Annotated in this window: 11 protein-coding genes; 7 read left to right on the top strand and 4 right to left on the bottom strand. The window is 76.5% G+C overall.

What is annotated here, in order from left to right:
- Positions 1 to 11: 11 nt before the first annotated feature.
- Both ABIE39_RS17460 and ABIE39_RS17455 read left to right on the top strand, forming a co-directional pair.
- The gene (locus ABIE39_RS17460; RefSeq protein WP_502914892.1) at positions 12 to 893 is read left to right on the top strand and encodes a TrmH family RNA methyltransferase; all 882 of its coding nucleotides are present in this window, start codon (positions 12 to 14) and stop codon (positions 891 to 893) included.
- Positions 894 to 984: 91 nt separating this feature from the next.
- Positions 985 to 3,219: a HelD family protein gene (locus tag ABIE39_RS17455; protein WP_354052810.1), complete on the top strand. Its 2,235-nt coding sequence runs from the start codon at positions 985 to 987 to the stop codon at positions 3,217 to 3,219.
- 9 nt (positions 3,220 to 3,228) lie between these two features.
- Here the strand turns inward: ABIE39_RS17455 and ABIE39_RS17450 are convergent, their stop codons facing one another.
- From ABIE39_RS17450 to ABIE39_RS17435, 4 genes are all read right to left on the bottom strand, one after another.
- The gene (locus tag ABIE39_RS17450; protein ID WP_354052808.1) at positions 3,229 to 3,933 is read right to left on the bottom strand and encodes an esterase/lipase family protein; all 705 of its coding nucleotides are present in this window, start codon (positions 3,931 to 3,933) and stop codon (positions 3,229 to 3,231) included.
- Positions 3,930 to 4,871, bottom strand: a complete 942-nt coding sequence (locus tag ABIE39_RS17445; protein WP_354052806.1) for an alpha/beta fold hydrolase — start codon at positions 4,869 to 4,871, stop codon at positions 3,930 to 3,932. The genes ABIE39_RS17450 and ABIE39_RS17445 overlap by 4 nt, the downstream gene beginning before the upstream one ends.
- A complete protein-coding gene (locus tag ABIE39_RS17440; RefSeq protein ID WP_021483430.1) occupies positions 4,850 to 5,299 on the bottom strand; it encodes an SRPBCC family protein in 450 nt (149 codons plus the stop codon). Before ABIE39_RS17440 ends, ABIE39_RS17445 begins: the two co-directional genes overlap by 22 nt.
- Before the next feature lie 85 nt (positions 5,300 to 5,384).
- Positions 5,385 to 6,017, bottom strand: a complete 633-nt coding sequence (locus ABIE39_RS17435; RefSeq protein WP_354052804.1) for a nucleotidyltransferase family protein — start codon at positions 6,015 to 6,017, stop codon at positions 5,385 to 5,387.
- A gap of 105 nt (positions 6,018 to 6,122) precedes the next feature.
- Here ABIE39_RS17435 and ABIE39_RS17430 point away from each other — a divergent pair, with 105 nt between their 5' ends.
- The 5 genes from ABIE39_RS17430 to ABIE39_RS17410 all read left to right on the top strand — a co-directional run bounded on the left by ABIE39_RS17430 (position 6,123) and on the right by ABIE39_RS17410 (position 12,366).
- The gene (locus ABIE39_RS17430) at positions 6,123 to 7,007 is read left to right on the top strand and encodes an endonuclease/exonuclease/phosphatase family protein (protein ID WP_354052802.1); all 885 of its coding nucleotides are present in this window, start codon (positions 6,123 to 6,125) and stop codon (positions 7,005 to 7,007) included.
- A gap of 80 nt (positions 7,008 to 7,087) precedes the next feature.
- On the top strand, positions 7,088 to 7,948 hold the full coding sequence (locus tag ABIE39_RS17425; protein ID WP_051876422.1) for an ABC transporter ATP-binding protein: 861 nt from the start codon (positions 7,088 to 7,090) through the stop codon (positions 7,946 to 7,948).
- Positions 7,949 to 8,028: 80 nt separating this feature from the next.
- Positions 8,029 to 9,027, top strand: a complete 999-nt coding sequence (locus ABIE39_RS17420) for an ABC transporter substrate-binding protein (RefSeq protein ID WP_108049087.1) — start codon at positions 8,029 to 8,031, stop codon at positions 9,025 to 9,027.
- Positions 9,028 to 9,133: 106 nt separating this feature from the next.
- Entirely contained in the window at positions 9,134 to 11,293 is a 2,160-nt protein-coding gene (locus ABIE39_RS17415) for an iron ABC transporter permease (protein WP_502914896.1), read from the top strand.
- Positions 11,294 to 11,373: 80 nt separating this feature from the next.
- Positions 11,374 to 12,366, top strand: coding sequence for a siderophore-interacting protein (locus ABIE39_RS17410; protein ID WP_354052798.1), 993 nt, complete (start codon positions 11,374 to 11,376; stop codon positions 12,364 to 12,366).
- Positions 12,367 to 12,508: the final 142 nt, after the last annotated feature.

Here is a 12,508-nt window from a genome sequence, read left to right as displayed (position 1 = left end):
GAATCGACCGCGTGAGCGAGACCAGCACCCGAGCCGGCCTGCGGGTCGTGCACGTCACCGACCCCACCGACGACCGCCTCGCGGACTACAACCGCCTGACCGACGTCGCGCTGCGGTCCAAGCACGAGCCGGAGAAGGGGCTGTACATCGCGGAGAGCTCGACGGTGATCCGGCGCGCGCTCGCCGCGGGACACCGCCCGCGGTCGTTCCTCATGGCCGAGCGCTGGCTCGACGACCTCGCCGACGACATCGCCGCCCTGCCGGTCGACGACGCCCCGGGCGGCACGGGCGAGCAGGTCCCGGTGTACGTCGGCGCACCCGACGTGCTCGAGGCGATCACCGGGTTCCACCTGCACCGCGGGGCGCTCGCGGCCATGCACCGCCCGCCGCTCGCGCCCGTGCGCGACCTGCTCTCGGCAGCCCGTGGCGGGACGGGCGCGCGGCGCGTGGCCGTGCTGGAGGACGTCGTCGACCACACCAACGTCGGCGCGGTCTTCCGCTCCGCCGCCGCGCTCGGCGTGGACGCGGTGCTCGTCTCGCCGCGCTGCGCCGACCCGCTCTACCGCCGCTCGGTGCGCGTGAGCATGGGCACGGTGTTCCAGGTGCCGTGGACGCGGTTCGAGACGTGGCCGGGCGGCCTCGACCTGCTGCGCGACGAGGGCTTCGTCGTCGCCGCGCTCGCCCTCGCCGACGACGCGGTGAGCCTCGACGAGGTCGTGGCCGACCCGCCCGAGCGGCTCGCGCTCGTGCTCGGCACGGAGGGCGACGGTCTGTCGCGCGGTGCGATCGAGGCGGCGGACCGGGTCGTCACGATCCCCATGGCCGGGGGAGTGGACTCGCTCAACGTCGCCGCGGCGTCGGCCGTCGCGTTCTGGGCGACGCGCCTGCCCTGACCTCCCTGGGGTCCGAGGCGGCGCGGCCGGGAACAACGGAGCGCGGCGACGCGTTGGGCCCGTGTCCGTACGTCGTACGAGAAGAGGTCCCGTGCCGGTCCAGCCCTCCCCGTCCCTGCCTGACACCACTCCTCCCGACCGCGTCCGCGACGTCGCGACGCATGCCGTCGCCGAGGAGCAGCAGCACCTCGACGCCGCGCTCGCCCGCCGCGCGGAGCTCCTGGCGGAGCTCGACGCGCAGCTCGCCGCTCCTGCCGACGACGTCGCCGACCGGGTCCCGGCCGCGGGTCCGGTCGGGGCCGAGACCGTCGTCGAGCGCGCGCGGCGCGCCGGGCTGCGCCGCCGTCGGACCGAGCTCGAGCGCGCCGGGAGCGGGCTGGTCTTCGGCCGGCTCGACACGGTCGAGGGCGTCACGCGCCGTGTCGGGCGCGTCGGGATCGCCGCGCCCGACGGCGACGCCGACCCGCTCGTCCTGGACTGGCGCGCCGACGGCGCCCGCGCCTTCTACACCGCGACGGCGCGCGAGCCGCAGGGTCTCGCCCGGCGTCGGCACGTGCGGACCACGGGGGAGCGGGTCACCGGCGTGGACGACGAGCCGCTCGACGGCTCGGGGAGCGGGGCGGGCGATGAGGACGGCCTCGTCGGCGAGGGCGCTCTGCTCGCCGCGCTCTCCGAGCGTCGGACCGGCCGCATGGGCACGGCGGTCGCGACGCTCCAGGTCGAGCAGGACGCGATCGTGCGCGCCCCGGCCGAGCAGACGCTCGTCGTGCAGGGCGGCCCGGGGACGGGCAAGACGGTCGTCGCGCTGCACCGCGTCGCGTACCTGCTGTTCACCCACCCGCACCTCGCGGAGCGGGGGGTCCTCCTGCTCGGGCCGTCGTCGCGCTTCCTCGAGTACGTGGCGCAGGTGCTGCCCGCGCTCGGGGAGACGGCGGTCGTCTCGGCGACGTGCGACACGCTCGTGCCCGGCGTCGCGCCGGAGCGGGACGAGGGGCGCGACGTCGCGGAGATCAAGGGGCGCGCGCTGTGGCACGACGTCGTCGCCCGGTACGCGGACGCCCTCGTCCCGGACGCGCGGGACCTGACGGTCCGCCTCGACGGCGAGCCGCTGACGCTCGATGCGGCCCGCGTCGCCGAGGTCCTCCGTGCCGCCCGCGCAGGCGGTCGGAGCGTGCTCGCCGCGCGGGGCCGGGCCGTGGACCTGCTGCTCGACGCGCTCGTGGACGAGGCCGCGGCACGCCACGCCGAGCTGCTCGCCCGCGTCGAGGAGGGGTTCGAGGACGTGCTCGGGAAGCTCGACGCCGGGCTCGCCGCGCGCGACGACCGCGCCCCCACGACGGGGGCGCGCGGCAGCGACGTCGACGGCGAGCTCACCGAGGACGACCTCGACCGGCTACGGGACGACCTCGCGCGCGACGCCGGGTTCGCGGCCGCCGTCGACGCCTGGTGGCCGGTCGTGGACGCGCGGGCCGCGCTCGCGGACCTCCTGGGCGACGCCGCGCTGCTCGCGCGCCACGCCCCCGACCTGACGGCGGCCGAGGTGCGCCGCGTGACGAGCGAGCCGGCCTCGCTCGCGCCGAGCGACGTGCCGCTGCTCGACGCGCTCGCCGACGCGCTGGGGGCTGCCGACGCACCCGGCGAGCAGGGCGAGTTCCTCGCGCAGCGCGCGGCCGCGCGCCGCGACTGGGTCTACGGGCACGTCGTGGTCGACGAGGCGCAGGAGCTCTCGCCCCTGCAGTGGCACATGGTCCTGCGCCGCTGCCCGACGCGGTCCGTGACGGCCGTCGGGGACGTCGACCAGACCGAGGCGCCGCACCGCCACACGGACTGGGCGGACGCCGTCGGCCCGGTCCTCGGGGACCGCTGGCGGCGCGCGGACCTCACCATCTGCTACCGCACGCCGCGCGAGGTCATGGCGCTCGTCGGGCCGGTGCTGCGCGCCGCGGGCAGCCGGAACGACCCGCCGCGCGCGGTGCGGGACGCGGGGGTCGAGCCGCGGGACGTCGTCGTGCCGGGCGGTGCGCCGGGACGACTGGGCGAGACGGTCGCCGCCGAGGTCGCACGCCTCGCGGCCCGGTACGACGGCGGGACCGTCGGTGTCGTGGCCCCGCTCGCCCGCCTCGCGGCGCTGCGCGCGGCGGTCCGGGACGTGCCCGTCCTCGTGACGTCGGAGGCGAAGGGCCTCGAGTGGGACGCGGTCGTCGTCGTGGACCCCGACGGCGTCGCCGCCGAGCCGCGCGGGTGGAACGGGCTGTACGTGGCGATGACCCGGTGCACGCAGGAGCTCGTGCGCGTCGCGGTGGGCGAGCGCGCCCGCTCAGCCTGAGGGCCGCGCTCAGTCCACGGGGGCCGACCGGGCGAACCGGTCGACCTCGCGCACCACGACCTCGACGAGCGCCGGCTCGCCGAGCGGGAGGAAGTGCCCGGCGAGCGGCAGCTCGACGTTCCGTCCGCCCTCGAGCCGGCCGGTCTCGGGGATGTGCGGGTCGAAACGCGGGTAGACAGCCGTGATGCGGGCGTCGACGCCGCGCTCGGCGGCGAGCGCGAGCAGCGCGGCGTCGCGCGGGGAGAACGCGCGCAGGGTTCGGCTGAGGAGGTACTGCGCGTAGCGCGAGCCGTGGAACGGCGTCGCCACGGCGACCATGCCGGCGACGCGCGGCCCGGCGGCCGACAGCATGACGCGCTTGCCGACGAGGCCGCCCTTGCTGTGGGCGACGAGGACGACGTCGTGCAGGTCGGACTGCTCGAGGAACGCCGCCGTGCGGTCGGCCGCCTCGGCGAACGGGCGCCGGTTGTAGCCGAGGCCGGGCACGGCGTGGACCGGGTGCCCGGCCCGGGCGAGAGCGGTCGCGATCGGCCCGAGGAGCTGCCACGTCTCGTAGACGCCGGGCAGGAGCACGACGGGGCTCACGCCGCCGGGGCCGGTCGGGACGGGCCGGCGCGCGCGCAGGGCACCCTGGACCTGGCGCGCGGCGACGTACGCGTAGTCCACCGCGCGGTCGCGCAGCCGCAGGGAGCGGGGCCAGCGGGGCACCCTCACGGCAGGTCCCGGGACGGGTCGTGCGGCAGTCCACCGGCGTCGCGCACGGCCACGACGATCGCCTCCGGGTCGGCGTCCATCGCGTGGTGGCGTCCCCGGACCTCGCGGGACGTGCCGCGCGGCGCGGCGAGCGCGAGCTCGCGGCACCACCGGCGCGGCGCGATCGGGTCGTGCGCGCCCCGCACGACGACCAGGCGCCCCGGCACGCGCGGCACGACGTCCTCGAGCCGGTGCCCCAGCATGTGCCGGACCTGGCGCCCGTAGTGCGGCAGCGAGCAGCGCAGCACGTAGTCGACGGCGAGCGTCGCGAGCGCGCGCGGCCGCTCGCCCACCGCGTCGCGCACGAGCCGCAGCGCCTGGCGCGGCGCGCTGCGGGCGTGGCGGTCCGCCGTCGGCCCGACGAGCACCCCGGCGGGTGCCTCGCGGGGGTGGTCGGCCATGGCCTGGGCGACGACCTGCGCGCCCATCGAGTGGCCGACGAGGACGACGACGGGGCGCGGGGCGCCGTCGGGCAGGTCGAGCACGTGGCGGCGCACGTGCTCCGCGACGACGGCCGCGTGCTCCCCGATCGACACGTCGCGCGGCGCGCGGGGCGCCGCGCCGAAGCCCGGCAGGTCGATCGCGTGCACCGCGACCCGGGGGAGCGCCTCCGGCCGCAGGAGCGCGCGCCGCACCGGGTCGAACGCGCGCGCCGACGACCCGACGCCGTGCACGAGCACGACGACGACGTCGGGCGCGTCCGCCCCGGACACGTGCACGACGGCGGTGAGGTCGCCGACCGAGCAGCGCACCTCCGCGGTGCCCGCCGACGCCGTCGACGGCGCGGACGACGCGCCGGAGCGGGCCCGGGTGAACCGGACCCGCTCCGTGACGCGCTGGGTGTCGCCGGCCGTGGCCGGCGACGTGCTCCGGGTCGTCAGCTGACGTCTCCTCGCCACGCGCCCGTCTCGGCCCCGCGGGACTCGATGAACTCCTTGAACCGGGCGAGGTCGCCCTTGACGCGGCGCTCGTCGAGCTGGAGGACGTCGCCCACCTTCTCCACGACCCCCTCCGGCGTCCAGTCGAGCTGGACCGTGACGCGGGTCTGCGTGTCGTTCAGCCGGTGGAAGGTCACGACGCCCGCGTGGTCGGGGCCCGACGTGCTGTTCCACGCGACCCGCTCGTCGGGGTGCTGCTCCGTGATCTCCGCGTCGAACTCCCGCTCGACGCCGCCGATCTTCGTCTTCCAGTGCGTGTGCGTCGCGTCGAGCTGGCGGATCTCCTCGACGCCCTCCATGAAGCGGGGGAACTCCTCGAACTGGGTCCACTGGTCGTAGGCCGTGCGGACGGGGACGTCGACGTCGATCGACTGGGTGACCGTGCTCATCGGTGAGACCTCCTGTGGTTGGCGGGCGGTACGACCACACCCTTCCCGGGGTCCGTCCCGCTCGCGCGGCGAACGGGGGTCGGGCTCACTCGAGCGCGCTCGACGGGTCCCCGGAGGCCGGCTCGGCCGCGTCGGTGCGCGAGCCCAGGGAGTCGTCGCCCATGTCCTGCGCGTCCACGACGGCGAGCTCGTCGAGGAGGAACAGGAAGGCGCGCGCGTACGGGTTGTCGTCGACGCGCTCCCGGACGTCGGACCAGTCGATCTGCTCGCGCATCGCCCGCGCGACCGGCAGGAGCCGCGAGAAGTCGCAGTAGTGCTCCCCGAGCACGCTCAGCTTCGACGCCATGATCTCGGTCGCCGACAGCACAGGCATGCGGACCGCGAGGACCTCGAGCTCGTCGGTGCGCGCGAGCAGGTCGTCGTCGATCGGCTCGCCGACCATCCGGTACAGGACGTCGATGAGCTCGCCCCCGTGGTACGCCTTGAAGAGCCAGTTCTCCGTCGGCTCCGTGATCTCGAGCCCCGCCTCGCGCAGCACCTCGCGCGCGCGGTCCACGTCGACCTCGCGGATCGCGAAGTCGGCGTCGTGGCTCGGCTCCGGCGCCCCGCGGGCCCACGCCGCGTAGCCGCCGACGAGCGCGTGCGGGATCTCGGCCTCGGCCAGCGCCGCGGCGGTCATCCGGAGGCCGTCGTGCAGTGCGTCCCTGTCGTCCACCATGCCCAGGGTCTACACCACCCGCGATGCGCTGGCACGTCGCCACGGGGGAGCGGACGCCCGGCCGAGCGCGTGCGGCGTCGGGCCGTGGTCCCCACAATCGGGAGGGTGCGCCTCGCGACGTTCAACATCCTGCACGGACGGTCGCTCGTCGACGACCGCGTCGACGTCGACCGCTTCGCCGCTGCCGTCCGCGCCCTCGACGCGGACGTCCTCGCGCTCCAGGAGGTGGACCGGGACCAGCCGCGCTCGCACCGCGCCGACCTCACCGCGGTCGCGGCCGAGGCGGCGGGCGCCGTCGACCACCGGTTCGTCGCGACGCTCGTCGGCGAGCCGGGCGTGTGGTCCGCGCCGACGGGCGAGCACCAGCCCGGCCGGGCGGCCTACGGGATCGCCGTCGTGAGCCGGTACCCCGTCACGGCGTGGCGCACCGTCCTGCTGCCCGCGCCCCGCACGCGCGTGCCCGTGCGCTTCCCCGGGCGTCGGCTGCCGACGCTCGTGCGCGACGAGCCGCGCGCGGCTCTCGTCGCGCGCGTCGAGGCGCCGGGCGGACCGCTGACGGTCGCGTGCACGCACCTGACCTTCGTGCCCGGGCGCAACCTCACGCAGCTCGTGCGGCTCACCCGGGAGCTCGCCGCCGACGTGCCCGACGGCGAGCCCGTCGTCCTGCTCGGGGACCTCAACATCGAGGCGCCGCAGGCCGCGCGCACGAGCGGGTGGCGCGCGCTCGCCTCCGCGCCGACGTTCCCCGTCGGCGAGCCCGCGCGCCAGCTCGACCACGTGCTCGCCCACGGCCCGGTCCGGGCGACGGCGCCCGCCGTCACGGTCGACACGGGGCTGTCGGACCACCGGGCGCTCACCGTGCCCGTCGCGCTCGGCGGGGAGCGGCACGCGTCCCCGACGCGCGCGCACGCGGCGGACGAGGACCACGCGCCGCCCACCGCGGGCGCGGGAGAGCCGCGACGGCGCGCCGGTCGGGCCGTCGAGGGCTGACCGCGACGCTGTTCGTGAGCCCCGTCACACGCGTGCGAGGGGCTGGTTCCGGGCGGGCGACATAGATTAGCCTCACCTTTGTGAGTGGAACCTCAGCTGCCTCGGTCGCGCCGGGCCTGCCCGGCGCCCCGGCGCTCGCGGGTCACGACCTGCGGCTGTCCTACGACGACCGCACCGTGGTGCACGGCGCCGCGCTCGAGCTCGCCCCGGGGGCCGTCACGGCCCTCATCGGGCCCAACGGCTCGGGCAAGTCGACCCTCCTGCGCTCGCTCGCGCGCCTCCACCGGCCCGACGCCGGGACAGTCGCCCTGGACGACGAGCCCGACGCGCTCGCGCTCCACGCCAAGGACTTCGCGCGGCGCGTGACGCTCCTGTCGCAGAGCCGGCCCACGCCGTCGGGCGTGAGCGTGCGCGACGTCGTCGCGTACGGGCGCCACCCCTACCGCGGCCGGTTCCGCTCGAACGACCCCGACGGCCCGCGGGCGATCGCGCACGCCATGGACGTCACCGGCATCACGGCGATGGCCGACCGTGGCGTCGACGAGCTCTCCGGCGGCGAGCTGCAGCGCGTGTGGCTCGCGACGTGCCTCGCGCAGGACACGAAGGTGCTCCTGCTCGACGAGCCGACGACGTACCTCGACCTGCGCTACCAGGTCGAGCTGCTCGACCTGGTCCGCGACCTGGCGAGCGAGCACGGCGTGGCCGTGGGCGTCGTGCTGCACGACCTCAACCAGGCCGCCGCGGTGGCCGACCACGTCGTCCTGCTCCACGGCGGCGTCGTGCGCGCCACGGGCCGGGCCGAGGACGTGCTCACCACCGAGCTCCTCACCGAGGTCTACGGCATCCACGTCGACGTCTACACGCACCCCCTCACGGGGCGCACGTGCTGCGAGCCGCTCGGCCGGCACGCGGCCCGCCTGGACGCGGCCGTCCTCGTCTGACCGCTGCGTCCGGCCTCCCGACGCGGCACCTCGCCGTCCCTCTTCTTCGCACCCCTCCGCACCGACCCCGAAGGACACCCATGCGCTCGACCACCCGTTCCCTCGCCGCTGGCGCCGTCGCGCTCGCGACTGCGCTCGCGCTCACCGCGTGCGGCACGACCGAGGAGCCCGCGAACGACGGCACGTCCGACGGCGCGACGACCGACGCCGCGTCCGGCCCCGTCACCGTCACCGACGAGCGCGGCGAGGTCACCCTCGACGCCCCGGCCACCGACATCGTCTCGCTCGAGTGGGGCCTCACGGAGAACCTCGTGGCGCTGGGCGTCGAGCCCGTCGGCCAGGCGGACGTCGAGGGCTACAACACGTGGGACACCGTCGCGCCGATCGACGCGAGCACGCCCGACGTCGGCACGCGCGGCGAGCCCAGCCTCGACGCGATCTCCGCGCTCGAGCCGGACCTCGTCGTGACGACCACGGACCTGCCCGAGAACGTCATCGCGCAGATCGAGGAGGTCGCGCCGGTGCTCGCGCTGCGCGGCTCCGACGGGGAGGACCCCATCGGCTACATGCGCTCCACGGTCGAGACGCTCGGCACCGTGACGGGCCGCGAGGACGAGGCGGCCGCCGCGCTCGAGGAGTACGACGCGAAGATCGCCGAGGCCACCACCGCGCTCGACGAGGCGGGCCTCGCCGGGGCCGAGTTCACGATGGCCGACGGCTGGGTGACGAACGGCGCCGTCTCGATCCGCATGTACACGCCGGGCTCGTTCTTCGGCGCCATCGGTGAGGAGATCGGCCTCGTCAACGCGTGGACCGAGGGCGGGGACCCCGACTACGGCCTCGCGCAGACCGACGTCGAGGGCCTCACCCAGCTCGGCGACGTGCAGTTCCTCTACGTCGCGAGCGACTCCGAGGCGAACCCGTTCGAGGAGGGCCTCGCCGGCAACGCCGTGTGGGAGCAGCTCCCGTTCGTCACGGCCGGCGACGTGCACCGTCTGCCCGACGGCATCTGGATGTTCGGCGGCCCGCTGTCCGCCGCGGCCTACGCCGACGCGGTCGTCGAGGCCCTGACGGCCTGACGCGGCACACCTGGGCGCGCACCCCGCCAGGACGACGAGAAGGCTGACGAGACCCACTGTGAGCAGGCGAGAGCAGCGCACGACGCCGGAGCCGGACACCCTCCTCCTGGAGGACCCGGCTCCGGCCGTCGTCCCCGGCGCGGACGGCCCGGAGGGCGGCGTCCCCCCGGGCGCCCACGCCGCCCCGGGCCCGACGGCGACCGCCCCCCGTGCGCGGACGTCGCGCCTCGGGGTCGCGGGCGCGTTCCTCGCGGCGGCCGTCGTCGCGCTCGTGCTCGCCGCCGTGCACCTCACGCAGGGCACGGCCGACGTCGGCCCGCTCGACCTGCTGCGCCTCGCGACCGGGGGGGACGGGGTCGACCAGACGGTCGCCGTCCTCGTCGCGTCGCGCGTGCCGCGGCTCCTCGCCGGCCTGCTGCTGGGCGTCGCGCTCGGCGTCGCCGGGGCCGTGCTGCAGTCGGTCGCGCGCAACCCGCTCGCGTCGCCCGACACGCTCGCGGTCAACGCGGGCGCCTACCTCACGGTCGTCGTGGTCGCCGCGTTCGGCCTCTCGGTCCCGTTCTATCTCCAGGGCGGCCTCGCGTTCCTCGGCGGGCTCGCCGCGGCCGGGCTCGTGCTCGTCCTGGCGCGCGGCGGCGCCGACGGGCCGACCCGGCTCGTGCTCGCCGGCTCCGCCATCATGCTCGCGCTCCACGCGCTGACGACGGTCCTCCTCGTGCTGTTCGAGCAGGAGACGATGGGCCTGTTCGCGTGGGGGAGCGGCTCGATCGTCCAGTCGGGCACGCGCACCGTCACGCTGGCCACACCCGTGGTCGTGGTCGGCGTCCTCGCGGCGCTCGTCCTGTCGCGCCGGCTCGACCTCCTCGGCCTCGGGGACGACGCCGCGACCGTCCTCGGCGTCGACGTGCGCCGCACGCGCGTCGCCTCGGTGCTCGTCGCCGTCCTGCTCGCCTCGATCGCCGTGACCGTCGCCGGGCCGGTCGGGTTCGTCGGTCTCGCGGCGCCCGTCGTGGCCCGCCTCGTCGCACGTCGCGTGCCCGGGCTCGGGCGGCACGTGCTCCTGCTGCCCTTCGCCGCCCTCGTCGGCGTGGTCGTCGTGCTCGGCGCCGACGTCCTGCTCCGCCTCCTGCTGCCCGGGACGCTCTCGATCGCGGTGCCGACCGGCATCGTCACGACCGTCCTCGGCGCGATCCTGCTCGTGTGGCTCGCGCGCCGCCTGCGCGACTCGGGGCCCGCGTCGTCGCGCGGCGGGCACGGTGCCCTGAGCCGGCCGCGCTCGCGGCGCGCGGTCGTCGTGGTCGTGGTCGTCCTGTCGCTCGCCGTCGCCGCGGCCGCCGTGGCGGGCCTCCTGCTCGGCGACCGGGTCGTGCTGCTGGGCGACGTCGCGAACTGGTGGGCCGGGGTCGCCGGGCGGCACGTGACGTTCGTGCTCGACCAACGCGTCCCGCGTGTGCTCGCGGCCCTCCTCGCGGGCGCCGCGCTCGCGCTCGCCGGCACGATCGTGCAGGCCGTGTGCCGCAACCCGCTCGCGGAACCGAGCCTGCTCGGCGTGACGTCGGGCGCCGGCCTCGGTGCCGTGACGATGATCCTGCTCGTCCCCGGCGTCGGGATCTGGCCGATGTCCGCTGCCGCCGCGATCGGTGCCTTCGCCGTGTTCGGGCTCGTCTACGGGCTCTCCTACCGCGGCGGGCTGAGCTCCGACCGGCTCGTGCTCATCGGCATCGGCGCCCAGGCCGGGGTGATGGCGATCATCACGCTGCTCGTCGTCGTCGTCGCGCCGTGGGACGTGAACCTCGCGCTCACGTGGCTGTCGGGCTCCACGTACGGCCGCACGCTCGAGCAGCTGATCCCCGTCGCGCTCGCGCTGCTCGTGCTCACCCCGCTCACCGCGGTGTTCCGGCGCGACCTCGACGTCGTGGCGCTCGACGACGACACCCCGCGCGTCCTCGGCGTCGCGCTCGACCGCACGCGGCTGCTCCTGCTCGGCGTCGCCGCGCTGCTCACCGCCGCGGCCGTGTGCGCGATCGGGGCGCTCGCGTTCGTGGGCCTCGTCGCGCCGCACGCCGCCCGCGCGCTCGTCGGCTCCCGGCACTCCCGGGTCGTGCCCGTCGCCATGCTGCTCGGGGCCCTCCTCGTGTCCGTCGCGGACACGCTGGGCCGCGTCGTCATCGCACCGGGGCAGATCCCCGCGGGTCTCGGCACCGCGCTGCTGGGCGCGCCGTACTTCGTCTACCTGCTCTGGCGCAGCCGCGGCCGCGGAGCGTGACGTGTCTCACCCTGCCGGGCGCAGGTCCGCGTCCCGGACGGGTTGACCCCGCCGTGGGCGCGTAGGTTAGCCTCACCTGTGTGAGCCAGACCGTCGTCGCACCCCGCACCCGCGCTCGTCGTCCCGTCGCCCGTGCGACCGCCCCCTGGCGCTTCTTCGACGTCGAGGTGGCGCGGGTCGAGCAGCTCTCGCCGAGCTTCCGCCGCTTCACCTTCACGGGCCCCGAGCTCGACCTCTTCGGCGACCCGGGTCTCGACGTCCGGATCAAGTTCGTGCTCCCCGCGCCCGACGGCGGCTACGAGCACCTCGTGCGCGACGCCGAGTCCTGGTACGCCGCGTGGCGCGACCAGCCGGAGGAGCGCCGCAACCCGCTGCGCACCTACACGACCGTCGCGGTGCGCCCCGAGGCGCGCGAGGTCGACGTGGACGTCGTGCTGCACGGCGACGCCGGCCCCGCGTCGCGCTGGGCGCTCGCCGCCGAGGTCGGCACGCCGCTCGTCCTGCTCGGCCCGGACGCCACGTTCGACGGCCCGGCGGGCGGCATCGAGTTCCGGCCGCCCACCCGCCCGCACGCGCTCCTGCTCGCGGGCGACGAGACCGCGCTGCCCGCCATCGCGGCGATCTGCGAGGACCTGCCCGCCGACGCGTGGGGCGAGGTCTACGTCGAGGTCCCGCACGTGGGCGACGCGCGCGACCTCGTGACCCCGCCCGGGGTACGCGTGACGTTCCTCGCGCGCGACGACGTCCCCGACGGGCCGCACGACGCCCACGGCGCGCGCCTCGTGCCGGCCGTCAAGGAGGCCGCCGCACGCATGCTCGGTGCGGGCGTCCTCGGGACGGACCCGCCCGTCCAGTGCCGCACCGCGGAGGACCTCGAGGACGTCGATGTCGACGCGTCGATTCTCTGGGAGGTCCCCGGGCTCCTCGACGAGGAGACCGTCCTCTACGCGTGGCTCGCGGGCGAGGCGAGCGCCATCAAGACGCTGCGTCGTCACCTCGTCGCCGACCTCGGCGTCGACCGCCGCGCCGTCGCGTTCATGGGCTACTGGCGAGAAGGCCGCGCGGAGAGCTGACGCGGTCCCGCGATCCGGTCGAGAGACCCCGTCGAGACACGAGAAGTGGGGGGGGCCCCGGGCCGGGGGGGGGGGGGGGGGGGGGGGGGGGGGGCGCGGGGGGGGCCCGGGGGGGGGGGCCGGGGGGGGGGGGGGCCCGCCG

The organism is Cellulosimicrobium sp. 4261, from assembly GCF_040546915.1.
In the GTDB taxonomy this organism is placed as follows: domain Bacteria; phylum Actinomycetota; class Actinomycetes; order Actinomycetales; family Cellulomonadaceae; genus Cellulosimicrobium; species Cellulosimicrobium cinnabarinum.
This window is presented reverse-complemented; position numbering and strand designations above follow the sequence as displayed.

What these genes read in the sequence shown, in the direction of transcription:
- ABIE39_RS17435 (WP_354052804.1), bottom strand. Translation starts at nt 6,017, where the DNA reads ATGGTGGACGACAGGGACGCACTGCACGACGGCCTCCGGATGACCGCC.
- ABIE39_RS17440 (WP_021483430.1), bottom strand. Translation starts at nt 5,299, where the DNA reads ATGAGCACGGTCACCCAGTCGATCGACGTCGACGTCCCCGTCCGCACG.
- ABIE39_RS17420 (WP_108049087.1), top strand. Translation starts at nt 8,029, where the DNA reads ATGCGCTCGACCACCCGTTCCCTCGCCGCTGGCGCCGTCGCGCTCGCG.